Source organism: Pseudomonas sp. 1912-s (assembly GCF_029269205.1).
Taxonomy (GTDB): Bacteria; Pseudomonadota; Gammaproteobacteria; order Pseudomonadales; family Pseudomonadaceae; genus Aquipseudomonas.
In genome coordinates, this window is record NZ_JARIXR010000014.1 from 81,253 (window position 1) to 103,660 (window position 22,408).

Below are 22,408 nucleotides of genomic sequence, written 5' to 3' on the forward strand. Positions count from 1 at the left end.
AAATATAATGACCAGGAAGGAACAACAGCATGACGGCAACAGCCCGCACACCGGACTCTGAAACCCCCGAGCAAACCAGGAAACGCCTGCGCAAAGTCGCGGCCGCAACGATCTTCGGCTCGATGCTGGAGTGGTATGACTTTTACCTGTACGCCACCATGGCGGCCATTGTGTTCTCGAAGATCTTCTTCGATAACAGCGACCCGAAAGCCGCCACGCTGATGGCGTTTTCCACCTTTGCCATCGGCTTTATCGCACGCCCGTTTGGCGGCATTCTGTTCGGCTACCTGGGCGACAAGTTCGGGCGCAAGCAAGTGCTGGTGCTGACCTTCTGCATGATGGGCGTGTGCACCACGCTGATCGGGCTGATCCCCAGCTACGCCACCATCGGCATCTGGGCGCCAATCGTGCTGGTGTTTATCCGCATCATCCAGGGCCTGGGTGCCGGAGCGGAACTATCCGGTGCGGCAGTCACCTCCTACGAGCACGCCAGCGAAGGCAAGCGCGGCAGCCAGGGCGCATGGCCCGCGCTGGGTTTGAACCTGGGGTTGCTGCTGTCGTCGCTGACCGTGTACCTGCTGACCATCAACGGCAACGAGTTCCTGCTGGCCGGCGGCTGGCGGATTCCGTTCATTTGCAGCATCGCCCTGGTGGGCGTGGGCCTGTGGGTGCGCAACAGCATCCCGGAAACCCCGGAGTTCAAGGAACTGAGCAAGGAAACCGCGAAAGCCAAGGCCTCGCCGCTCAAGGCGCTGTTCAAGAACGACCTCAAGGGGTTGGCGGTGGTGTTCTTCGTGGCGATTGGCTACAACGCGCTGAGCTACATCTTCAAGACGTTTTCCCTGGCGTACCTGACCCAGTTCAAGGGCGTCGATGTGCACGTCACCTCGCTGTCGGTGACCATCGCCAGCCTGATCGCCATCGTCGCCGTGCCGTGCTTCGGCTGGTTGTGCGACAAGTGGAGCAGCAAGACCGTGCTGATGCTCGGCGGCCTGCTCTCGCTGCTGTTCGCCTACCCGTTCCTTGCGCTGCTGAATACTGGCGAGAGCCTGATGATCTACGTCGCCATCGGCGTGGGCACCGGCATCCTCGCCCCGATGATGTTTGCGCCCCAGGGCTCGTTCCTGAGCCGCCAGTTCCCGACCCAAACCCGCTCTTCAGGCTTTGGTACCGGACGGGAAATCGGCACCGCCATCGCAGGTGGCCTGGCGCCATTAGGGGCGTTGTCGATGGTGGCGGCGTCGGCCACCCACTCCACTGATGGCGTTGTGATAATCCTCGCGATCTCGTCCCTGCTGGTGGTGGTGTTCGCCTTGTGCGATCAGGGCCGTAAACACTCGGCATTCAAGAACTGAGGCAAAAAGTTCGGACCAACGGGTGCATGGATGCCCCTTCATCGCGCATCATGGGCACTTTCAAGCTCAAGGGAAACGTCCATGCGCGTTCTGTCATTGATGATGGGTCTTACGACGCTGGCCGCCAGCCTGGTGTTCAGCGCCCAGGCGCAGGCGGGTGAAGAAAGCCTGTTGGTCGACTCGATCAATCAATACCGCAGCCAGGTTCAACGCTGCGGCAACCAGGGTTCCCAGGAATTGCCACCGCTGGCCAGCGACACCCGGCTGGTATTGCCCGTCAACAGCGTCGGCGACTTGCAACAGGCGCTGGCGCGGGCGGCCTACCCGATGGTCAACGTCCAGGCCATCAGCCTGTCCGGGCCCAAAAACGCCGAAGCGGCGATGAAAGCCGTGCGCGAAAGTTTTTGCCGGGTGGTGCTCGACCCGCAATTCATTGATATCGGCGTGAGCAACAGCGGCCAGGACTGGCGCATCGTGCTCGCCCGCCCGCTGCTGACCAGCGGCCTGGGTGAGACCCAGACCGAAGGCAAGAAGGTGCTCGACCTGATCAACGCCGCCCGCCAGCAACCCCATCAGTGCGGCGGCCAGGCGTTTGCCGCCACCACGCCCCTGAGCTGGAACGAAGCGCTCGCCACCGCCGCCGCCGGCCACGCGCGCAACATGGCCAACGGCAACTTCTTCGATCACCTGGACCACGATGGCCGCACCCCGGGCGACCGGGCTGAACTGGCAGGCTATATCGGCCAGCAGATCGGCGAGAACATCGCCGCCGGCATGGATACCCCGCGCAAGGTGGTCGACGGCTGGCTGGCCAGCCCCGGGCACTGCGCCAACCTGATGAACCCGCAGTTCCGCGAAATAGGCGCCGCCTACGCCATGGACCCGAAGAGTGACGCGGGCATCTACTGGACGGGGTTGTTTGGCGTGCAGCAGCAATAACGGTTTGTATCCCAACGTATCTTCCCGGTGCGGCGACACACTGCGAGGTGCACGCCCCCTGGCGATGACACATTGCGGATACGCCGGCGCGGTTTCCTGTGCACACCGGCCCATCCCGGGCCACCTGCAAGGAAACCGTCATGTCCCAGAACAGCACCGTGCTCTACACCGGCAAAACCCACACCACTGGCGGGCGTGAAGGCGCGTCCCACAGTGATGACCTGCAACTGGACATCAAGCTGTCGCCGCCCGGCTCAAAGGCGCCCGGCACCAACCCCGAGCAACTGTTCGGTGCCGGCTGGTCCGCCTGCTTTATCGGCGCGATGGGCAAGGCCGCACAAAGCCTGCAGATCCGCCTGCCAGCCGACACGGCCGTGAGCGCCGAAGTGGACCTGGTGAACAGCCCCGAAAATGGCTATTACCTGCAAGCCCGCCTGCGGGTCAGCCTGCCGGGTATCGAACACGCGGCGGCCCTCGCGCTGGTGGAACGTGCCCACCAGACGTGCCCGTATTCCAAGGCAACCCGCGGCAACATCGAGGTGGAAATCACCGTGGTCTGAACGAGGTTTGCCGGGTGATTATTTGGCGGCGACATTAGATTGCCATCTAGTGGATAATCCCGCTGAACTGGCTGAATCCTGGGGTGTCTGTAGCTTGGCATCCCTACTCAGCAAACCGTGGCAAAGAAGGCGTTCACCGAATGACAAACTGGCTGCAAGGCGGCGGCGAAATGGGCGAAAGGGTTCGGTATCACGACTGGGCCACTACGCCGCTGGGGCCGCTGGATCAATGGCCGGACGTGTTGAAGACCACTGTTGCCCTGTGCCTTGCCTCCAGTTTCCCCCAGGCGATCGTCTGGGGACCTTCGCTGATCACGCTGTACAACGACGGCTTCATCCCGATTCTTGGCGACAAACCCGACGCGCTCGGGCGACCTTTCAGCGAGATCTGGCAGGAAGCGTGGCCCGAGATCAGCCCGATCGCCAACGCCGCCTTCGCGGGTGAAGCCACCTTTATCGAAAATTTCCCGTTGCGCGTCGAACGCGGCGGCGCACCGGAGCAGGCGTACTTCACCTTTTGCTACAGCCCGATTCGCGACGTGCAAGGCAACGTGGTCGGCATGCTCGACACCGTGACCGAAACCACCGCCACCGTCGTACTGTCCCGGCGGCTGGCCGAGTTGAATGCGAGCCTGGAGCAGCGCGTCAACGAACGAACCACCCTGTTGACCCAGACCGAAGCCGCCTTGCGCCAATCGCAAAAACTCGAAGCCATCGGCCAGTTGACCGGTGGCGTGGCGCACGACTTCAACAACCTGCTGACCATCATTCGCTCCTCCGTCGACTTCCTGCGCATGCCTGCGTTGTCCGAAGAACGTCGTCAGCGCTACATGAGCGCCGTCAGCGACACCGTGGAGCGGGCCGGCAAATTGACCAGCCAGTTGCTCGCATTTGCGCGCCGCCAGCCACTGAACCCGGAAGTGTTCGATGCCGGGCAGCGAGTGAACAACATTGGCGAGATGCTCGAAACCGTCACCGGCGCGCGGATCAAGGTGCGGGTCGAGTTGCCCGGGCTGCCGTGTTACATCCGCGCCGACTCCAGCCAGTTCGAAACCGCGTTGATCAACATCGCCCTCAACGCCCGGGACGCCATGAACAGCCAAGGCACCCTGACCCTGAGCGTGGTCGCCGACCAAGCGCTGCCGAGCATCCGGGGTGACGCCGGTTCGCGCCAGGCGTTTATCGCAATTTCACTCACCGACACCGGCAGCGGAATTCCCGGCGAGACTTTCGAGCGCATCTTCGAACCCTTCTTCACCACCAAGGAAGTCGGCAAGGGCACGGGCCTCGGGCTGTCCCAGGTGTTTGGCTTCGCCAAGCAATCGGGCGGTAACGTCGATGTGGCCAGCACGGTTGGCCAGGGCACGGTGTTTACCCTGTACCTGCCGCAGGTGGTGCCTGAAGAAGGCGTTGAAAACCCCGCGCAGGAGGTTTGCGGGCTGGTCGCAGAGAGTGCTCAGCGCCACATTCTGGTGGTGGAAGACAACCTGGAAGTGGGTCGCTTTGCCAACCAGATTCTCCAGGACCTGGGGTACCAGACCACCTGGGCGACCAACGCCGAACAGGCGCTGGAACTGGCCGGTGCGGATGCAATGGGGTTCGACGCGGTGTTTTCCGATGTGGTGATGCCCGGCATCACTGGCGTGGCACTGGCCAGGGAACTGCGCCGGCGCAGGCCCGGCCTGCCGGTGGTGCTGACTTCCGGCTACAGCGAGGAACTGGCGGAAAGCGGCTACGAAGGCCTGGTGTTCCTGCCCAAACCCTACTCGGCCGACCAGGTTTCACAGGTGCTGGCCAAGGCGTTGTTCAAGGGCTGAGCCCTACTCGGCCACGGCCACCTGATTGCGACCGAGGGCTTTGGCGCGGTACAGGGCCTTGTCGGCGGTGTTCATCAACCCGTGCAGGTCTTGATCCACCGCGCGGGCCCAGGCCACGCCAAGGCTGGCGGTGAGCCCATGGACCGGCTCGCTGGCCAGCCCGGCAATCGCCTTGATCAACTGCTCGGCAATGTCCCGCCCGGTCTCCAGGGACGTGTCCGGCAACAGCACTGCAAACTCCTCGCCGCCCAGCCGCCCGTACACGTCGGCCTGGCGAAACGACGCGCTGATCACCCCGCCGATCTGCCGCAGCACCTGATCCCCGGCCTGGTGGCCGTAGGTGTCATTGATGTCCTTGAAGTGGTCCATGTCCATCATCAGCGCGCACAACGGCTGCTGATTATGCCGGCACTGTTCGTAGAGCAACTGCGCATGCTCGAAGAACGCCCGGCGGTTCATCAGGCCGGTGAGCTCGTCGGTTTGTGCGGCGCGGGTAGAGATATTGTGGGCACGTTCCATTTGCCGAGTCAGGCGAAAGGCCTTTTCCAGGGCGTCGGACAGCTTGCGCGTGGCGCCACCGACAAACGAGGAGAACACCAGCACCGCCAGCGCCATGCCGACCTGCATCGACGACGGTTGAAACAGCAGCCACACGGTGCACGGCAGCAACACCAGGCCCATGGAGACCAGGGTCATGTAGCGATAGGCCGAATAACAGGAGACGGCGCTGACCGACATGCCTACGGTGAACAACATCACCAAGGCCTGGGAGAGTCGGTCATCAGTGGGCATCAGCGCCAGTGCGCCAAGCCCCCACACGCCGGCAGACAACATCAGCGTCACCCAGTAGCGCCGCTCCCAGCGTGCAGGGGTGCGATCACTGTTGGGGCAGCGAAACCAGGCCATGAACATCCAGACCCGCAGCAGTGACGTCCCCGCCAGCACCACCAGCCAGACCAGCATTACCCGGTGATCAAAACGCTCCCAGCACAGCCAGCACAGCATGGCGGCCGCCATATAACTGCCGAAAACCGCCGAAAATGACTGGCGAAACAGCTGATGCAATCGATCTGTTCGTACCTGCTCCTCGATGAAGCAATCCTGGTCCTGCCCACGCCCAAGGCCATTCATTTGGTCCGCCTGATCATACTGCTGCGACAAAGTGCCATTGTGGCATCCTGCCAGTAGCCCTAACAACTGAATCGAGCGTGCTAGAGCGCCGAAAGCAGGATAAATATAGGTGAACACCTTTTGTCTCGCCCCAAGGATCAAACGCCATCCATGAATACCCGCCCAATCACCACCCCACGCCTGATGCTCAGGCCCGTCACGGTCGACGATGCGGCCAGTGTATTCGCCATCTATGGCGATCCCGAGACCAACCGCTACAACCCGTCCGGTCCCTTGACCGACCCGGGTCAAGCCAGCGCCGCCCTGGATCGCTGGCTGAAACACTGGGCAGAACACGGTTTTGGCCAATGGGCGATTGCTACACAACAGGCGCCGGAGTGCGTGATCGGCTTTGGGGGCATCACCTTGTACCCCTACAACGACGTTGAGCGAATCAACCTGGGCTACCGCTTTGCCGTCAGCGCCTGGGGCCAGGGCTTTGCAACAGAGCTTGCCAGGGCTGCGTTGCAATTTGGTTTTGTCGAACTGGACCAGCCGCAGGTGTACGGCGTGGTGCGTCCGGCGCATACAGCGTCCATCAAGGTGCTGGAGAAAATCGGCATGCAGCACATTGATGAACTGGACGATGTGCCCGGGCAGGCGCCGAGCCTGGTGTACGTGGCCACCCGGCCCCTCTGAATCGTGTATCGCAGTGTGTCCAAACACCCCTGCGATACAAAACCTTTAACCCAACCGTTTTCTCGAAACAGACGGGATACACAACTACGTTCAACTGTGAGCCAGGCACACAACCCGCCGCCGGAGACTCACCATGCACACACAGTTGAACACCCCACCCCGCCGCCTGATGGGCGCGTCGCTGCTGGCCTTTGCGCTGTTGCAGTTCGGTGCCTTCGGCGTAGCCCATGCACAGGACACGCAAGCACCTGCGGTTGCCAGCGCCAGTGCCCACGCCACGCTCGGCCCGTTGAAGCAGGTGAAGGCCGGCTTGCTGGAGGTGGCCTACGCCGAAGTCGGCCCGGCCGATGGCCCGGTGGTGATCCTGCTGCATGGCTGGCCCTACGACATTGACAGCTATTCCGAGGTAGCGCCGCTGCTGGCCGCCCACGGCTACCGCGTGCTGGTGCCTTACGCCCGTGGCTACGGCGATACCCGTTTCCTCTCGGCAAAGACCCTGCGCAACGGCCAGCCGGCCGCACTTGCGGTCGACCTGATCGACTTCATGGACGCACTGAACATCAAGCAGGCCGTGCTCGGCGGCTACGACTGGGGCGCCCGCACCGCCGACATCGTCTCGGCGTTGTGGCCTGAGCGGGTCAAGGCGCTGGTGTCGGTCAGCGGCTACCTGATCGGCAACCAGGCCGCCGGCAAGAACCCCTTGCCACCCAAGGCTGAGTTGCAGTGGTGGTACCAGTTCTACTTCGCCACCGATCGCGGCGCCGCCGGTTATGCAAAAAACACCCACGACTTCGCCAAGCTGATCTGGCAGATCGCCTCACCGAAATGGGCGTTTGATGACGCCACCTTCGACCGCAGCGCCAAAGGCCTGGACAACCCCGACCACGTCGCCGTGTCGATCTTCAACTACCGCTGGCGCCTGGGCCTGGTCCAGGGCGAGAAGAGATACGCTGCGCTGGAACAGAAACTCGCCACCGCCCCGTCCATCAGCGTGCCCACCATCACGATGGAAGGCGACGCCAATGGCGCACCGCACCCGGCGGCGGAAGACTACGCCAAGCGCTTTACCGGCAAGTACGAGTACCGGCTGATCACCGGCGGCATTGGCCACAACCTGCCACAGGAAGCGCCCCAAGCCTTTGCCAAGGCTGTGATTGATGCGGACCACTTGTGATGAAGCGCCTGCACCTTGCTGCACTCATCGCTGCGACAGCCGCCGTCGTCGCCACCGCTACCGGGGCCGCTTTTGGCGGCCCTGGTGGCACGAGCGAGCCTTCGCCGATCTACGGCGTGACGATTCCCGACGGCTACCGCCAATGGGAGCTGATCGCCCCGGCCCAGGAAGCCGACCCGCTGAATGAACTGCGGGTGGTGCTGGGCAACCAGGTCGCGCTCAAGGCTTACCGCGACGGCACGTTGCCCTTCCCTGACGGCACCGTGCTGGCCAAACTGGCCTGGAAACATGTGCAGTCGCCCGAGTTCAAGACCGCCTCGATTCCCGGCGCGGCGACCACCGTGCAGTTCATGGTCAAGGATTCGAAGAAGTACGTAGCGACGGGAGGCTGGGGGTTTGGCCGGTTCATCAACGGCAAGCCCGCGGACCAGGCGCAGCATGAGACGTGCTTTGCCTGCCATCAGGCGTTGGTGAAGAACCATGATTATGTGTTCACGCGGCTGGCGCCTTGAAGCAATCCATTGCGGCGAGGGAAACGCGGTTTGATCTGCCTACCGTTTCCCTGTCATTCTGCGGCGCGATCTACTTGCCACTCAACACTTACGCCGCATGGAAGCCCGTCTATGTTTGTTTATCGCTGGAGCGCCCTGTTCCTCGGCTGCCTGCTGTCGCAGCTGTGTATTGCCGGCACACTGCCTATCGACCCTCGCGGCGAGAGCCTGTATCAACAGGCCCTCCCGTACCTGCAACAAGCGAACGCCAAGATGGAGGCGGTGCCTGCCAACTTCCCCACGGCAGGTGCGCAGGAAAGAGAACGGGCGATGGTGCTGATGCAGGAAGCCGGCGAGTTACTCAAGCCAGCCGTTGCCCTGCTTGAGCAAGCAGCAGCGCTTGATCACCCGGTGGCGCAGCATCGCCTCGCGATGATCTACATCCTCTTGCTTTCGCCGACCGAGGTGATCAAGGAAAAGGCTTGCCCGCTGATGGAAAGAAGCCTGGCTCAAGGCTTCGCACCGCCGGCACTGGGAATATCCTCCTTTTGTTGGGAATTCACCGATACACCCCAGTACAAAACTGCGCTGCTGGCGATTGAAGCCAGCGCGCCCCTGTATGAGGCGTACTTTCCACAACCGGTTGTGAAGCTCGAGTGCAAAAACGAAATGCCCCAAGGCATGGCGATGCAATGGGGCAGCAGTCGCGATTATCAGGCTGAAACGTATCGACTGCTGGGAGACTACGACCGCGCAAGGCGCACGGAGTATTACCAAAAGGCGATTGAGATCAACGACTGCTACAAGGCGAAAAGACGCCTGGCGATGCGTTCGTAGTCGGAGGCGCGGCGGCTTATCAGGCCGGCACACCCAAAATGATATGGGACGCCTTGATCACCGCCGTGGCACTCACACCCGGCTTCAGGCCCAACTCGGCCACCGCATCGCGGGTCACGATGGAAAACACCTTTGAGCCGCCCGCCAATTCGATCACAACCTCAGCATTTACCGCGCCGTCATTCACGCTCAGCACTTTGCCTTCCAGGCAGTTGCGGGCCGAGAGGCGGATGTCGCTGGACTCAGTCATCAACATCACCCACGGCGCCTTGATCAGCGCGACCGCTTCCTTGCCCACGGCGATGCCGAGGTTGCGGATGCTTTCCAGGGTCACCACGGCTACCAACTGCTCGCCGCCTGGCAGGGTCAACACGACTTCAGCGTTGACCGCGCCTTCCTGGACCTGGCTGACCTGGCCTTTGAATACGTTGCGTGCACTGACTTTCATGGGAACGGTCCTTTTCTTGACTTGTAGGTTAGGAATTGCCGGGCATGATTAAACGCAGCGTTGTGTAAAAACAACTATAGCGCCCTGCTCTGCCGGCAAGCCGCTGAAAAAGTCCTGCCCAAAAAAAGGCCGCCCAACAGGCGGCCTTCATTTGGAGCATTTACCCGCGACTGATTAAAACAGTGCGTAGGTGTAGTTGAAGATCAGGCGGGTTTGATCCTGGTCGGCAGTGCCGGTGTTGTGGCCGTGGTAGCTACCGGTACGGAAGGTAGTACCGAAGCCTTTCAGCGGGCCTTCTTGCACGACGTAATCAAGACGGAAATCGGTTTCGCGTTCCGACTGATCGCTGCCACCGGCAACCTTGGCCTTGATGTCGCTGCCGTTGAGGTAAGCAACGGAGGCTTTCAGGCCTGGCACCAGGGTTCTGAAGTCATACAGGTACTGACCGAAATTGACTTGCTCGCCCGCGCGGGAGAACTGGCCAACCACCGCATCCGTGAACAGGTAGAAGTCGGAACCGGCCGCGCCTTGTGCAGTAGGGTCGGCGATGCTGCCCTGGTTGACCCACACGAAGCCACCGTCGTCACTCACGCCAATGTGGCCGAGCATCAACTGGCTGCCACCCAACTGGTAGGTGAATGAAGCACTGTAGGTTTTGTTGTCGACTTCACCGGCGTGCTTGGCATAGCCGCCGTTGTTGTTGAACGCGTAGCCGGCCGAACCGTTTTTGCCGTCGCTGGTGCTGTCGAAATAGCGCAGGTCGGTCTTGAACGATTGGTCATTGCCCAACGGCAGTACGTGCACCAGGCCGAAGTAGTTCTGTTTGTAGAAGTCTTCCAGGTCAGCGTAGTAGTACTGCAACGTCAGGTTTTTAGCGATGGCGTTGTCGGAAGAACCAAACGGCTGGTAGTCAACGCCGCCGAACCGGAAGCTGTCGCTGTCACGCGTGGCGCCGGCGACGCTCAGGCCAGTGGAGTTACTCGATGCACGCCCTTCAGCCTTGTTCAACTCGCCGCCGGTGAAGGTGACGTTGGGAATGTCCTTGGAGGTCAGGATGCCGCCGTCAAAGGTTTGCGGCGCGGCACGGCTGTCGTTGGACACCAGGATCGGCAGGATCGGGGCCAGGCCACCGCCTACGTGCAATTCAGTCTGGGAAATACGGAATTTAACGTTGCCGGCTGCGCGACCAAAGCTGTCAGCAGGCTCGGTGCCGTTGTTCTTGACCGGAAAGAAACTGTTGCCGTTACCCGACAGGCCATTGCCCGCGGCGTGGCCATCACCACCGTCCAGGCGCAAGGCGCCGAACGCCATCACGTCGAACCCGATGCCTACGGTGCCTTGGGTGTAACCGGATTTGTAGTCGAAACGCAGTACTTGAGCCGCTTCGCGCAGGTCATTCGCGGTGCCGGAGTGAACGTCGGCGTTGTAGTACATGGTGCGCGAACTGATCGATGAGTGGCTGTCTTCAAGAAAGCCACTGTGACCGTTACCCGTGCCGAGTGAGCCAAGACCAAAATCATCTGCGCAGGCTTGTTGTGCGAGGACAGCCGCGGTGATGGCCAAAGCTAATGTAGAGAGTTTCATTTACTGCGCCCCTATGAACATTATTTTTTTACTGTCCTTCGAGCGAATACCGTTGCGGCCCTGCAAACGCTGCGGATTGTGGCATGGGGCCTAGGGCGCAGAATGTGAAATTTTTGTCATGTAGCGATGAAAAAACCGTCACATAAAGGCCGTACAAGCCGGCCTTTTTTGAGGGCTGATTGCCGTTGAGTTGTATGACGACTGTTATGTCGCCGTGCGCTGATCAGGCTGGAGTCGGCTGCGAAAATGCGAGAAATGGTAGGCAACTGCCAGCCACACAAACCAGGCCGGCATCACGCAAAGTGCCAGGCGGGTGTCTGGGCGAAATGCCAGTAGGCAAAGTACAAACGCCAGGAACCCAAGTGAAACCCAGGCCATCGGCACACCACCGGGCATTTTGTAGAGCGATTTTTCATGTAGCTGCGGGCACTTTTTCCGATAGGCGATGTAGGACGCCAGGATCGTCGACCAGGTAAAGATCACCAGAATTGCCGACACGGTTGAGACGATGGTAAAGGCCGTCATCACTTCCGGGACTATAAAGAGCAGCAACAAGCCGAGCAGCATCAGGAAGGTGGTAAACGCCAGGCTGATAAACGGCACGCTGTTGTTCGACAGTCGCCGAAAGATCCCCGGCGCATCCCCCAGGTCCGCCAGGCCGAACAACATGCGGCTGGCCGAGAACACCCCGCTGTTGGCCGACGAGGCCGCCGAAGTCAGCACCACGAAATTCACGATCCCGGCGGCAGCGGGAAACCCGGCCACCAGGAACAGCTCGACAAACGGACTTTTGCTGGGCGACACCTGCTGCCACGACGTCACGGCGATGATGCACGCCAGGGCCAGCACGTAAAACAGGATGATCCGCAACGGAATCGAGTTGATCGCCTTGGGCAGCGTCTTCTCCGGCGAGCGGGTTTCTGCGGCCGCCGTGCCGATCAGTTCTGTACCGGCGAACGAGAAGATCGCCATCTGGAAACCGGCAAAGAAGCCGAACAACCCATTGGGAAACGCCGCCTGTTTATCCAGCAAATGGTTCAGGGAGGCCGTGACGCCGGTGGGTGACACAAACGAACTGGCAATCAGCACCACGCTCACGCCGATCAAGGTCACCACGGCGATGATCTTGATGATCGCAAACCAGAACTCCACCTCACCAAACAACCGCACCGTGAGCACATTCAAGGCAAACAGGGTCAGCAGCATCGCAATCGCCGGGATCCAGGCCGGCACGTCCGGGAACCAGTACTGGAAAAAACCGCCGACCACCACCGCGTCCCCCACCACCGCAACGCTCCAGCTCAGCCAATACGACCAGCCTAGAAAAAACGCCGCACGCGGCCCCAGGTACGCACCGGCGAAGTCGGCGAAGCTTTTGAAGTTCAGGTTGGATAACAGCAGCTCGCCCATGGCGCGCATCACGAAATACACAAACAGCCCGATGATCATGTAGATCAGGATGATCGAGGTGCCGGACAGCGCAATGATCTTGCCCGAGCCCATGAACAGGCCGGTGCCAATCGCACCGCCCATGGCCATCAGTTGAATGTGTCGGTTGTTGAGGGTGCGTTGCAAAGCGGGCTTTTCAATAAGCCCGGGCGCGGTTGTTTTCATCACAAAACCTCTTGTTATGTTTTTGAGTTTTGGCAGAAAAAAGTCAGGCGGCTTTTATTGTTGGAGTGGCGTCGGGATCAGGCGTGTTTGTTCTCGAAACCATGCAGCACATTGACGGCGTTGATGCCGATTTCATCGACCATGTAGCCGCCCTCCATCACAAACAGGGTGGGCACACCGACGCTGGCGATGATCTCGCCGATGCCCAGGAAGTCGCGGCTCTCGAGCAGGAAATGGCTGATGGGGTCGTCCTTGAAGGTGTCGACACCGAGGGAAATCACCAGCACTTGCGGCGAGAACTTTCTGAGTTGATTGCAGGCGTCAAGCAACGCTTCTTTATAGGTGGCCCAGCCAGTGTTTTTCGCCAGCGGGTAATTCAGGTTGAACCCCTCGCCTGCCCCGGCGCCGCGCTCGTCCCTGAAGCCCGAATAGTAGGGATACGACACGGACGGATCGCCATGCAGCGAGACAAACATCACGTCGCTGCGGTCGTAGAAAATGTTCTGCGTGCCATTGCCGTGGTGGAAGTCTACGTCCAGCACCGCGACACGCCTGGCCCCTTGGGTGATCGCCTGTTGCGCGGCGATGGCCGCGTTATTCAGGTAGCAATAACCGCCCATGTATTCCCGCGCCGCATGGTGGCCCGGTGGCCGGCACAGGGCGAAAGCACTGCTGTGGCCCTCGTCAATGACCGCCAGGCCGGTGAGGGCGATGTCGGCGCTGGTCTTCACCGCTTCCCAGGTGGTGCGGGTGATGGGCGAACCGGCGTCCATCGCGAAAAAGCCGAGTTTGCCGTCGATGAATGCCGGCACCTGGTCATTGGCCAAATCACGCACCGGCCACACCAGCGGCAACGCATCATGGGCACGGCCGATCGCGGTCCATTCGGCCCAGGCGGTTTCGAGGAAGGACACGTAGCGTTCGCTGTGGGCGTTGACGTAACAAGCCCGGTCGAACGTGCGCGGCACGATGATATCGCCCAGCCCCACGTGCTTGACCCGGTCACGCACCGTGTCGGCGCGGCTGGGTTGTTCGAAGGACGGCTTGAGCACGCCATCCTTGAGTTCGGTGCCATGGTGCAAACGATGAGAGTCGCTAAAAACAGTCAGCATGAAAGACATCCACCCGTAAAAGACAGGTGATTATTTTGTTCTGGCTGCGGTGGGCTTTCTTTGCTTTTACGTGCGCCGATGCTAGCGTAATCGGGCATTTTTACCCCAACGAGCTGCCATGAAGAAAAATAAAACCAAACAGGTCGCACTTGACGACACCGACCTCGCCATCCTCGCGTTGCTGCAGGAAGACGCGAGTATTTCCAACGCCGAACTCAGTGAGCGGCTGTCCCTCAGCCTCACCCCGTGCTGGCGTCGGCGTAAACGTCTGGAGGAAGAAGGCGTGATCAAGGACTATCAGGCCAACCTGGATCGCAAGATGCTAGGCCTGGAAATCATGGCGTTTGTGCATGTGCGGTTTACGGTGCATTCCGACCATACGCCGGAGGATTTTGAAGCGGTGATCAAGGAACTGCCGCAGGTGCAGTCCTGCCACAAGATCACCGGCGATGCGGATTATCTGCTGCAGGTACTGGCGGAGGATCTGGATGCTTACAGTGATTTTGTGGAGAGCGTATTGCGGCGGCAGTTAGGGATTGCGTCGATCCAGTCGAGTTTGGCGTTGCGGGAGGTGAAGGCGACGAGTCGGGTAGCGATTCCGGGGCGGGTGGGGAAGTGATCCCTGGCCACAGGTAAAGCCATACCCCTGTAGTGTTTCCTACAAACAGCCGAAATCTGCCTTTACATGTAGCATTTACTACCAATACACTCATTCTCGCCAAGCCGTAGCAAAAACAACAAGGCGAGATATGACCAACCTACGCGACAAACTCACCGACGCCGCACTCAGCCCTACGCCTTCCGAGCGCAAGGTGATCCGTGCCCTGCTCGATCATTATCCGCGCAGCGGCCTCGGTTCCATGGCGCGCTTGGCGGAACACGCCGGGGTCAGCGACCCGACCATCATGCGGCTGGTGAAGAAGCTCGGTTTCGGAGGCTACGCCGAATTCCAGGACGCGCTGCTCAGCGAAATGGACCACCGCCTGCGCTCGCCGATCACGCTGCTGCAACCCCGGGCGCACTCGTCGCAGGATGACGCCTGGACCACCTACCTGGATGACTGCAATCGCGCCCTTCAGGACACCCAGGCCCTGACCCAACCCGAAGACGTGCGGGTGCTGACCGAATGGGTGCTGGATACCAAACATCAGGTGTTCGGCTTCGGCGGCCGGCTCAGCAGTTTTCTCGCCGGCTATCTGGTGAATCACTTGCGCCTGTTGCGCCCGGGTTGTCATGCCCTCGAAGACAACGCCCAGTTGCCCGACCGAATCCATGACATCCAGCGCCAGGACCTGGTGCTGCTCTTCGACTATCGCCGCTACCAAACCCAGGCCTTGCGCGTGGCCGCCGCCGCCAAGGCCCGGGGCGCGCGGGTGGTGTTGTTCACTGATATCTACGCCTCGCCGCTGCGGGAATTGGCCGACCTGATCATCAGTTCTCCGGTGGAGTCGGTGTCGGCCTTCGACACCATGGTGCCCGCCCTCGCACAGGTGGAGGCCCTGATCGCCACCCTCACCCAACACAGCAATGGCCTGGATGCCCGCCTGGAAGGGATCGACGCCCTTCGCACGGAATTCGCCGCTCACCTTTTGGAGGAAAAATAACCATGTTCACGCTCCCCCATCATTCGCCCCGCGACATTCCCTTCACGCGGGACACTACCGCCTTGCTGCTGGTGGACATGCAACGCGCCTGGCTCGACCCGGCGCTCGACCCACACCTGCATGGACCGCAGGCGGCGTACTTCCTGAACCGCGCCCGGGACACGGTGATTCCCAATCAGGTCAAGCTGTTGAATGCGGTGCGTGAAGCCAAACAGAACGTGCTGCACACCATCATCGAAAGCCTGACGGCGGATGGCCGTGATCGCTCGCTGGACCACAAGCTGTCGGACATGCATCTGCCCAAGGGCAGCTATCAGGCTGGCGTGATTGACGAACTGACGCCGGTGGAAAATGAAATCGTGTTGCCCAAGACGTCGTCCGGGGTCTTCAACTCCACCAACATCGACTACGTGCTGCGCAACCTGGAAACCCGGCACCTGATCATCGCCGGCATCGTCACCGACCAATGCGTCGACATGGCGGTGCGTGACGCGGCGGACCGGGGTTATCTGGTGACGTTGATTGAAGACGCCTGCGCGACCTACACCCCGGAGCGTCATCACGCCTGCCTGGAAGCGATCAAGGGTTATTGCTGGATCACCGACACTCAAACCGTAATCAACCGTTTGCAGGAGTGGCGCCCGTGAGCCTGATCCAGCCAACGCCCATGACCACCATCGTCACCACCGACCTGATTGGCGTGACGCGCGGACGCTCGTTTCCCGCTGACGAGCTTGAGAGTTATCAGCAGGCCGGTGTGGGCTGGGTGCCGGCCAACAGCGCACTAACGCCGCAAGACCGGGTGGCCGAGAATAATCCATGGGGTTCCTGCGGCGATTTGCGCCTGATCCCCGACATGACCACCCGCGTGCAGGTGCCCAACGGCCCGGACGCCACAGCACCCGCGCTGGACTTTATCCACGCCGACATCTGCGAAACCGACGGCCAGCCATGGGCTGCCTGCCCACGCACATTGCTGCGTAACGAGATCCAGCGGTATCGCGACGAACTGGGGCTTGAAGTCACGGCGGCGTTCGAGCACGAGTTCAACCTGGGCTACAAAGACCCGAATAACGCGCACCATGCCTTTTCGCTCTCGGCCCAGCATCACGCCGCGTCGTTTGGTGGCTGGCTGTTAAGTGCGTTGAAAGCTGCCGGTGTCGAACCGGAGATGTTTTTGCCCGAATACGGCAAGGCGCAATACGAAGTCACCTGCCGCCCCACTCAAGGCGTGGCCGCTGCGGATCGTGCGGTGAATGTGCGGGAGATCACCCGGGAAATCGCCCGGCAGATGGAGCTGGATATCAGCTTCTCGCCCAAGCTGGAAGCCGACGGTGTGAGCAACGGTGTGCACCTGCATATCAGCCTGCAGGACCCGGCCGGCAACGCGGTGATGTACGACGGGCAAAGCAGCAACGGGCTGTCCGAAACAGGCCGGCAATGGGCCGCAGGCGTGTTGAAATTCCTGCCGGCGTTATGCGCCTTCAGCRCGCCCACGCCGATTTCCTATCTGCGTCTGAAGCCGCATCACTGGAGCGCGTCCTACGCCAACCTGGGCCAGCGCAACCGCGAAGCGTCACTGCGGATCTGCCCGACGATCACACTCGGCGGCAGGTCCCCGGCCAAGCAATACAACCTGGAATTCCGCCCGCTGGATGCAACCGCCTCGCCGCACCTGAGCATGGCCACCGTGCTGATCGCCGGCCGGCTCGGCATCCAGCAAAAGCTCACGCTGGACAGTTCCGCCGATGAAGACCCGGAGTCCATGAGCGAAGCACAACGCCAGGCACGCAACATACGCGCCCTGCCCGATACCCTCGCCGATGCACTGGCCAGTCTGCGCAATAACCCGCAACTGCTGGAACAACTGCCGCCCTTGATGATGGAGGCCTACTTCGCTCTGAAAGCCGAAGAGCTCAACTCCACCGAGAAACTGACGCCTGCCGAATTGTGTGATCACTATGCCCGCCTCTACTGAAACCGCCGAACACGGCCTGTACAAGAAGCCCGTGTACCGGGTCAGCCGGGAAGATTCCGTACACCCGGTGATTCTGGTGTGCGAACACGCCAGCTCCTATATCCCGGATCAATTGAATGCCCTGGGGTTGAGCCCCGAGGCGGCAAAGGAACACATCGCCTGGGACATCGGCGCGCTGAAGCTGGCGGAGCGGCTGTCAAAAGCCCTCGGTGCAACGTTGATCTCGGCGGCCTATTCGCGGCTTTTGATCGACCTCAACCGCCCGCTGGAAGCCCCGGACAGCATTCCGCCGCGCAGTGAGATCTACGACGTACCGGGCAACCGGGAGCTGCCCGAGAGCGTTCGCCGGTACCGCCAGCAGACCTTGTTCACGCCCTTTCACCAGCGCCTGGATGAACTGATCGACGCGCGCCTGGCCGCGGGCCGCGAAGTGCGCATCGTCGCGGTTCACAGCTTCACCCCGGTGTACCACGGCCAGCCACGCCGCCTGGAAGCCGGTGTGTTGTATGCCCGGGCCGCCACCTACGCCCACGGCATGCTCGATGGCCTGGCCGCTCACGGCCTGAACGTCGCGGCCAATCAACCTTATGAAATCGATGTGCTGGGCGACATGACGGTGCCGTTCCATGGCGACCGGCGCGGCATCGACGCGGTACTGCTCGAGGTGCGCAACGACTTGCTGCGCACACCCGAAGCACTTGAGTCATGGACCGACTATTTGGCACCCCTGCTGTAACTGCTGCTGTTGGCTGGACCGGTCTTACAACTATAAAAAAAACCGCCTGGGCGTCTTTTAACCTGCCGGGTTCAAGAACATGTTCGGCCGCTTTGGCGGCTGCGCATTCGCCTTACTTCATACGGAAGTACCCCATCATGGCAATTGAAGAGTTTGGCTATAAACAAGAATTGAAGCGCAGCTTGTCCCTCACGGATCTGGTGATCTACGGGATGATCTTCATGATCCCTATCGCGCCCTTCGGTGTGTATGGCTACGTGAACAGCGAGGCGCCCGGCATGGTGCCGCTGGCCTACATCATCGGCATGGTCGCGATGCTGTTCACCGCCTTGAGCTACGGCAGCATGGCGCGGGCGTTTCCGATTGCGGGCTCGGTATATTCCTATGCCCAGCGCGGGTTGAATCCCGGTGTCGGTTTTATTGCCGGCTGGTTGCTGTTGCTCGACTACTTGCTGATTCCGCCGCTGCTGTACATCTACGCGGCGATTGCGCTGAACCACTTGTACCCCGAGATTCCAAAAACGGTGTTTATCCTGGCGTTCCTGATCAGCGCCACGCTGGTCAACCTGCGCGGCATGACGTTCACCGCACGCATGAACATTGTCTTCCTGCTGGCGCAACTGGTGGTGCTGGGGATTTTCCTGGTGTGTGCCTGGAAGGCCCTGCACGGCGGTGCCGGCAACGGCCACCTGACGCTGGCGCCGCTGTATAACCCCGGAGGATTCAACCTGGGGTTGCTGATGCAGGGCGTTTCAATTGCGGTGCTGTCGTTCCTGGGCTTTGATGCGATTTCCACCCTGGCGGAAGAAACCAAGGGCGATGCCGGGCGCAGTGTGGGCCGGGCGGCGTTGATCAGTTTGCTGGTGATGGGCGCGATCTTTGTGGCGCAAACCTGGCTGGCCACCGACCTGGCGGCGGGCATGGGCTTCACCTCCGCCGACTCGGCGTTCTATGAAATCGCCGCGATCGCCGGAGGCAACTGGCTGGCGTCACTGACGGCGATTGCCACGGCGTTGGCGTGGGGTGTGGCGGTGTCCATCACCTCACAGGCCGCGGTCTCGCGGTTGCTGTTCGGCATGGCCCGGGATGGCAAGCTGCCGGGGATTTTGGCCCGGGTTCATCCGACATACAGCACGCCGTACCTGAGCATTTACCTGGTGGGCGTGCTGTCGCTGATCATCTGCTACTTCTTCATCGACACCGTGGACACCCTCACCTCGCTGGTGAACTTCGGCGCCCTCAGCGGCTTCATGATCCTGCACATCACGGTGATCAACTACTTCTGGCGGCGCATGAAGTCGCGCAATGTGTTGCGGCACCTGATCACGCCTGTGCTGGGGTTTGTCATCACCTTCGCGATCATGTTCAACATGGGCTTGCAGGCACAGAAACTCGGGATTGCCTGGGTAGTCATCGGGCTGGTCTACCTGTGGTTCCTGAGCCGCAAGGGCGCGAACCTGGTGTTGTCCAAGGACATCTGACGGCTAGTGCAGGGACTGCTGCAGAAACTCACTGATCAACGTGAGGACCTGCTGCTGGATCTGCGGTTTGGGACGGGCGCCCTTGGCATCCAGGCAGATGAAGCCTTCGCCGGGGTCGCTCTGTTCAATCCGCTCCACCGCGCCGGGCTTGCAGATGGGCAGGAAAGTGAAGTGGGTGGCGTCGCTGATTTCCACGTAGCGTGAAGTCTTCTGCGGCAGGCGTTTGGCCAAGTCAGCCGACTCCAGTTTTGCAGGCAACTCCGGCGACGGCGTGCCCGCCGCAATCACCAGCGTGGGCCGATGCAGCGCCGCGAGGCTGTCGTCGCTGAAGCCGCGGGCGAAGCCCAGGTCCAGGGAAACAATGGCCGCCACGCGCGGGTCGCTCACGTCCTCGGCCAGGCGTTGCTTTGCCTGCTCGGTACGGCCGGCCTCGATCAGTTCATACGCCTTGCACGGCGCAATCTCGGAATGCACCTTGCAGTCCTCGGTAAAGCGCTGCGGATCAAAACGGGCACCGCCGACTTCCAGTGCGGTCCAGCCACCGAGCGAGTGCCCCACTACGGCGATCTTGTGCGGGGCCACCGCGCCAAAGCGCTTGGGCTGGGCGATCACGGCATCAATCACCCGATGGATATCGAGGGGCCGCTTCCAGAGCTCGGAGGCGGCGGGCTGGGTGCGGTCCTTGCTGGTGGTGCCGGGGTGGTTGGGCGAGGCGACGATATAACCCTGCCCGGCCAACGCACTGGCGAGCCACGACTGGTTGATCCAGTTGCCGAAGATACCGTGGGAAATCACCACCAACGGATGCTCACCGGCAGCCGGCGCGGCGTCTTTCAAGGCCGGCGCACCGACGAAAACCGGATTGTCGGCGATCAGTTGTGGCGTGCCGGCGGCATGGGTCGGGTACCACACCGCCACCTGCAACGGCCTGCCGTGTTCTGCGTCGGGAATTACTATTTCCTGGAATCCGACCTGCACGTCATCGGCCTGGGCCAGGCCGGACACAACCATCAACAACAGAGCAGCACACAGCGTTTTCATCCTTGAGATCCCTAAGTGGCTAAGCGCCATATTCTGGCACGGCCGAGGAGGGAAAGCAGGTGTGTAATGAATGCGCGGCTAAACCTTCAGGCTATGGCAGCCATTCGAATGGTACGACTACCCGGTGCTCCTTGGCGTGGTGATGGCTTTACGTATCATCCTGACGGCCAACCACCCAGGAAACAGCGGTACTCTTTCAGACCCAAACCATGCTGGTAATGATATTTAATCTCATTATAATGCCCAGCTTTCGCGCATAGGACGGTGTGGGGCGTTATGGATAACGGGGACAGTCAGCACAAACTGAGCGCGCTATTTATCGGCCAGCGCCCTGCACTGGTTCGCATGCTCGCCCGAGTCACCGGCTGCGCCAGCCTGGCTGAAGACCTCGCCCAGGACACCTACCTCAAGGTGGCCAAGGCCCTGAGCGCCAGGCCCATCGAACATATCCGTCCATTCCTGTACCAGACCGCGCAGTACCTGGCGTTTGATCACTTGCGCAGCCAGCGCAGCAAGCGGCGCTTCGAGTGCCAGGTCGCGGATGAAAGCTACCTCGCGCAGATACCTACATCCGCCCCGGGTCCGGACAACCATGCGCAAAGCCAGCAGCAACTCAAGCGCTTCGAGCAGGTGCTTGCGACCCTGCCCAAGCGCCAGCAGCAAATATTGATCCTCGATAAGCTGCGGGGCTTTTCCAAAGCGCAGATTGCACAGCAACTGGACGTATCCTTGAGTACCGTCGAAAAAGACCTGCGCAGTGCGCTCGATGCCTGTACCAGAGCCACTCAGGAGCAGGCGTGCGATGACTGATTCACGTGAAGCGGCGCGCCAACAGGCCACCGACTGGTTTGCACGACGCGATGAAGTGGCCGGCAATCCGTTGCTGCGCCATCAGTTCGAGCAATGGCGTAACGCATCCAATGATCATGCACAGGCGTATCAAGCCCTCGAAACGATGTGGAACGACCTCGCCTTCGAACAGGCCCTGCGTAATCTTGAGACAGGCCTGGACATCCCGGAGCGCCCGCCTGCCAAACGCCCGCGGTCGCGGCTTTTCGCGGTGGCTGCCTCGTTATTGATCATGCTGACCGGCGGCTGGATCGCCGATGTGCCCATGCGCTTGCGCGCCGACCACATGACCTCGGTTGCCGAGGTCCAGCGCCTGACCCTGGAGGACGGCTCGCAGATCGTCCTCGGCAGCGACAGCGCCATCAGCACTCACATGAAGGGTCCGCAGCGACAGATCCGTCTGTTGCGCGGCGAGGTGTTTATCGAGGCGTTCCATGACGCATCTCGCCCGATGACGGTGGAAAGTGCAGGTGCCAAAGTCACCGTCGTGGGCACTCAATTCAGTGTGGCGCTGAACGATCAGGACGTCACCGTGGCGGTGCGTGAAGGCCGGGTCAACGTTGCCGACACCCGCGGCAAGCAAACCCTGTTGCTGGCGGGTAGCTGGCAGCAACTCAGGCAGGATCATCTGCAGGCCGCCCACACCGAAGGTGCAGAGCGGCAAATGGCCTGGGTCAACGGGCGCCTGTCGTTTCAGGACGCGCCGCTGGCCGAAGTGCTCGACACCCTCAAACGCTACTACCCTGCCCCGATCTGGCTGCTCGACGCCGAGGCGGCAAAGGTTCGGGTCAGCGGCAATTATCGGCTGGATGATCCGTTGGCCATCGTCCAGGCATTGAGCAAGGTCGCCGCGACCCACGTCACCCAACTACCCGGAAAAGTGCTGGTCATCCACTAAGCCGGAAAGCCCGTAGCGTTTTATGAAAAAAGTTTTACGGGTTTCAAAGTCTCAACCCGTCTGGGATTTGTTATTGCAAAC

At 61.1% G+C, this 22,408-nt stretch carries 22 protein-coding genes; 16 read left to right on the forward strand and 6 right to left on the reverse strand.

The genetic code is table 11. The features are described from left to right. Positions 1 to 29: 29 nt before the first annotated feature. From P3C29_RS18515 to P3C29_RS18530, 4 genes are all read left to right on the forward strand, one after another. Positions 30 to 1,355 carry an MFS transporter gene (locus tag P3C29_RS18515; RefSeq protein WP_201123750.1) on the forward strand — a complete coding sequence of 442 codons (1,326 nt, stop codon included), beginning with the start codon at positions 30 to 32 and terminating at the stop codon, positions 1,353 to 1,355. A gap of 81 nt (positions 1,356 to 1,436) precedes the next feature. Beyond that, on the forward strand, positions 1,437 to 2,294 hold the full coding sequence (locus P3C29_RS18520; RefSeq protein WP_275965121.1) for a CAP domain-containing protein: 858 nt from the start codon (positions 1,437 to 1,439) through the stop codon (positions 2,292 to 2,294). 140 nt (positions 2,295 to 2,434) lie between these two features. Next, positions 2,435 to 2,854 (forward strand): organic hydroperoxide resistance protein, encoded by a 420-nt coding sequence (locus P3C29_RS18525; protein WP_275965122.1) that lies wholly within the window; start codon positions 2,435 to 2,437, stop codon positions 2,852 to 2,854. Positions 2,855 to 2,994: 140 nt separating this feature from the next. Continuing rightward, entirely contained in the window at positions 2,995 to 4,671 is a 1,677-nt protein-coding gene (locus P3C29_RS18530; RefSeq protein ID WP_275965123.1) for an ATP-binding protein, read from the forward strand. A 3-nt stretch (positions 4,672 to 4,674) separates the two neighbouring features. Here the strand turns inward: P3C29_RS18530 and P3C29_RS18535 are convergent, their stop codons facing one another. Beyond that, positions 4,675 to 5,802: a sensor domain-containing diguanylate cyclase gene (locus P3C29_RS18535; RefSeq protein ID WP_032881879.1), complete on the reverse strand. Its 1,128-nt coding sequence runs from the start codon at positions 5,800 to 5,802 to the stop codon at positions 4,675 to 4,677. Positions 5,803 to 5,952: 150 nt separating this feature from the next. Here P3C29_RS18535 and P3C29_RS18540 point away from each other — a divergent pair, with 150 nt between their 5' ends. The 4 genes from P3C29_RS18540 (at position 5,953) to P3C29_RS18555 (ending at position 8,982) form a co-directional block, all read left to right on the forward strand. Then, a complete protein-coding gene (locus tag P3C29_RS18540) occupies positions 5,953 to 6,480 on the forward strand; it encodes a GNAT family N-acetyltransferase (protein WP_201123744.1) in 528 nt (175 codons plus the stop codon). Positions 6,481 to 6,613: 133 nt separating this feature from the next. Beyond that, positions 6,614 to 7,654 (forward strand): alpha/beta hydrolase, encoded by a 1,041-nt coding sequence (locus tag P3C29_RS18545; protein ID WP_275965124.1) that lies wholly within the window; start codon positions 6,614 to 6,616, stop codon positions 7,652 to 7,654. After that, positions 7,654 to 8,166: a cytochrome P460 family protein gene (locus P3C29_RS18550; RefSeq protein ID WP_275965125.1), complete on the forward strand. Its 513-nt coding sequence runs from the start codon at positions 7,654 to 7,656 to the stop codon at positions 8,164 to 8,166. The genes P3C29_RS18545 and P3C29_RS18550 overlap by 1 nt, the downstream gene beginning before the upstream one ends. A 111-nt stretch (positions 8,167 to 8,277) precedes the next feature. Beyond that, positions 8,278 to 8,982, forward strand: a complete 705-nt coding sequence (locus P3C29_RS18555; protein WP_275965126.1) for a hypothetical protein — start codon at positions 8,278 to 8,280, stop codon at positions 8,980 to 8,982. A gap of 19 nt (positions 8,983 to 9,001) precedes the next feature. Here P3C29_RS18555 and P3C29_RS18560 read toward each other — a convergent pair whose 3' ends face one another. From P3C29_RS18560 to P3C29_RS18575, 4 genes are all read right to left on the reverse strand, one after another. Further along, entirely contained in the window at positions 9,002 to 9,430 is a 429-nt protein-coding gene (locus P3C29_RS18560) for a TOBE domain-containing protein (protein WP_010169682.1), read from the reverse strand. Between the two features lie 174 nt (positions 9,431 to 9,604). Next, positions 9,605 to 11,014, reverse strand: a complete 1,410-nt coding sequence (locus tag P3C29_RS18565) for an OprD family outer membrane porin (protein WP_275965127.1) — start codon at positions 11,012 to 11,014, stop codon at positions 9,605 to 9,607. 204 nt (positions 11,015 to 11,218) lie between these two features. Then, entirely contained in the window at positions 11,219 to 12,628 is a 1,410-nt protein-coding gene (locus tag P3C29_RS18570) for an amino acid permease (protein ID WP_275965128.1), read from the reverse strand. Between the two features lie 77 nt (positions 12,629 to 12,705). Further along, on the reverse strand, positions 12,706 to 13,740 hold the full coding sequence (locus tag P3C29_RS18575) for a histone deacetylase family protein (RefSeq protein WP_169388236.1): 1,035 nt from the start codon (positions 13,738 to 13,740) through the stop codon (positions 12,706 to 12,708). Between the two features lie 118 nt (positions 13,741 to 13,858). Between P3C29_RS18575 and P3C29_RS18580 the strand changes: the two genes are divergently transcribed. The 6 genes from P3C29_RS18580 to P3C29_RS18605 all read left to right on the forward strand — a co-directional run bounded on the left by P3C29_RS18580 (position 13,859) and on the right by P3C29_RS18605 (position 19,539). Further along, positions 13,859 to 14,359 (forward strand): Lrp/AsnC family transcriptional regulator, encoded by a 501-nt coding sequence (locus tag P3C29_RS18580; protein ID WP_275965129.1) that lies wholly within the window; start codon positions 13,859 to 13,861, stop codon positions 14,357 to 14,359. A 130-nt stretch (positions 14,360 to 14,489) separates the two neighbouring features. Beyond that, complete coding sequence (locus P3C29_RS18585; RefSeq protein ID WP_201123734.1) at positions 14,490 to 15,344, forward strand: MurR/RpiR family transcriptional regulator; 855 nt, start codon at positions 14,490 to 14,492, stop codon at positions 15,342 to 15,344. Between the two features lie 2 nt (positions 15,345 to 15,346). Next, positions 15,347 to 15,991, forward strand: coding sequence for an isochorismatase family cysteine hydrolase (locus tag P3C29_RS18590; protein ID WP_010169688.1), 645 nt, complete (start codon positions 15,347 to 15,349; stop codon positions 15,989 to 15,991). Further along, a complete protein-coding gene (locus P3C29_RS18595; protein WP_275965130.1) occupies positions 15,988 to 17,322 on the forward strand; it encodes a glutamine synthetase family protein in 1,335 nt (444 codons plus the stop codon). Before P3C29_RS18590 ends, P3C29_RS18595 begins: the two co-directional genes overlap by 4 nt. Then, entirely contained in the window at positions 17,306 to 18,058 is a 753-nt protein-coding gene (locus P3C29_RS18600; protein ID WP_275965131.1) for an N-formylglutamate amidohydrolase, read from the forward strand. Before P3C29_RS18595 ends, P3C29_RS18600 begins: the two co-directional genes overlap by 17 nt. Before the next feature lie 137 nt (positions 18,059 to 18,195). Next, complete coding sequence (locus P3C29_RS18605) at positions 18,196 to 19,539, forward strand: APC family permease (RefSeq protein WP_275965132.1); 1,344 nt, start codon at positions 18,196 to 18,198, stop codon at positions 19,537 to 19,539. Between the two features lie 3 nt (positions 19,540 to 19,542). On the opposite strand, the gene P3C29_RS18610 is transcribed toward P3C29_RS18605, so the two are convergent. Further along, positions 19,543 to 20,580 (reverse strand): alpha/beta fold hydrolase, encoded by a 1,038-nt coding sequence (locus tag P3C29_RS18610; RefSeq protein WP_275965133.1) that lies wholly within the window; start codon positions 20,578 to 20,580, stop codon positions 19,543 to 19,545. A gap of 276 nt (positions 20,581 to 20,856) precedes the next feature. On the opposite strand from P3C29_RS18610, the gene P3C29_RS18615 reads away from it, so the two are divergent. Next, a complete protein-coding gene (locus P3C29_RS18615; protein ID WP_010169693.1) occupies positions 20,857 to 21,390 on the forward strand; it encodes an RNA polymerase sigma factor in 534 nt (177 codons plus the stop codon). Further along, the gene (locus tag P3C29_RS18620) at positions 21,383 to 22,327 is read left to right on the forward strand and encodes a FecR family protein (RefSeq protein WP_275965134.1); all 945 of its coding nucleotides are present in this window, start codon (positions 21,383 to 21,385) and stop codon (positions 22,325 to 22,327) included. The genes P3C29_RS18615 and P3C29_RS18620 overlap by 8 nt, the downstream gene beginning before the upstream one ends. The last annotated feature ends 81 nt before the right edge of the window (positions 22,328 to 22,408 follow it).

Excerpts from the sequence above, each read along its gene's own strand:
- P3C29_RS18515 (WP_201123750.1), top strand. The coding sequence starts at position 30 with ATGACGGCAACAGCCCGCACACCGGACTCTGAAACCCCCGAGCAAACC.
- P3C29_RS18520 (WP_275965121.1), top strand. The coding sequence starts at position 1,437 with ATGCGCGTTCTGTCATTGATGATGGGTCTTACGACGCTGGCCGCCAGC.
- P3C29_RS18525 (WP_275965122.1), top strand. The coding sequence starts at position 2,435 with ATGTCCCAGAACAGCACCGTGCTCTACACCGGCAAAACCCACACCACT.
- P3C29_RS18530 (WP_275965123.1), top strand. The coding sequence starts at position 2,995 with ATGACAAACTGGCTGCAAGGCGGCGGCGAAATGGGCGAAAGGGTTCGG.
- P3C29_RS18535 (WP_032881879.1), bottom strand. The coding sequence starts at position 5,802 with ATGAATGGCCTTGGGCGTGGGCAGGACCAGGATTGCTTCATCGAGGAG.
- P3C29_RS18540 (WP_201123744.1), top strand. The coding sequence starts at position 5,953 with ATGAATACCCGCCCAATCACCACCCCACGCCTGATGCTCAGGCCCGTC.
- P3C29_RS18545 (WP_275965124.1), top strand. The coding sequence starts at position 6,614 with ATGCACACACAGTTGAACACCCCACCCCGCCGCCTGATGGGCGCGTCG.
- P3C29_RS18550 (WP_275965125.1), top strand. The coding sequence starts at position 7,654 with ATGAAGCGCCTGCACCTTGCTGCACTCATCGCTGCGACAGCCGCCGTC.
- P3C29_RS18555 (WP_275965126.1), top strand. The coding sequence starts at position 8,278 with ATGTTTGTTTATCGCTGGAGCGCCCTGTTCCTCGGCTGCCTGCTGTCG.
- P3C29_RS18560 (WP_010169682.1), bottom strand. The coding sequence starts at position 9,430 with ATGAAAGTCAGTGCACGCAACGTATTCAAAGGCCAGGTCAGCCAGGTC.
- P3C29_RS18565 (WP_275965127.1), bottom strand. The coding sequence starts at position 11,014 with ATGAAACTCTCTACATTAGCTTTGGCCATCACCGCGGCTGTCCTCGCA.
- P3C29_RS18570 (WP_275965128.1), bottom strand. The coding sequence starts at position 12,628 with ATGAAAACAACCGCGCCCGGGCTTATTGAAAAGCCCGCTTTGCAACGC.
- P3C29_RS18575 (WP_169388236.1), bottom strand. The coding sequence starts at position 13,740 with ATGCTGACTGTTTTTAGCGACTCTCATCGTTTGCACCATGGCACCGAA.
- P3C29_RS18580 (WP_275965129.1), top strand. The coding sequence starts at position 13,859 with ATGAAGAAAAATAAAACCAAACAGGTCGCACTTGACGACACCGACCTC.
- P3C29_RS18585 (WP_201123734.1), top strand. The coding sequence starts at position 14,490 with ATGACCAACCTACGCGACAAACTCACCGACGCCGCACTCAGCCCTACG.
- P3C29_RS18590 (WP_010169688.1), top strand. The coding sequence starts at position 15,347 with ATGTTCACGCTCCCCCATCATTCGCCCCGCGACATTCCCTTCACGCGG.
- P3C29_RS18600 (WP_275965131.1), top strand. The coding sequence starts at position 17,306 with ATGCCCGCCTCTACTGAAACCGCCGAACACGGCCTGTACAAGAAGCCC.
- P3C29_RS18605 (WP_275965132.1), top strand. The coding sequence starts at position 18,196 with ATGGCAATTGAAGAGTTTGGCTATAAACAAGAATTGAAGCGCAGCTTG.
- P3C29_RS18610 (WP_275965133.1), bottom strand. The coding sequence starts at position 20,580 with ATGAAAACGCTGTGTGCTGCTCTGTTGTTGATGGTTGTGTCCGGCCTG.
- P3C29_RS18615 (WP_010169693.1), top strand. The coding sequence starts at position 20,857 with ATGGATAACGGGGACAGTCAGCACAAACTGAGCGCGCTATTTATCGGC.
- P3C29_RS18620 (WP_275965134.1), top strand. The coding sequence starts at position 21,383 with ATGACTGATTCACGTGAAGCGGCGCGCCAACAGGCCACCGACTGGTTT.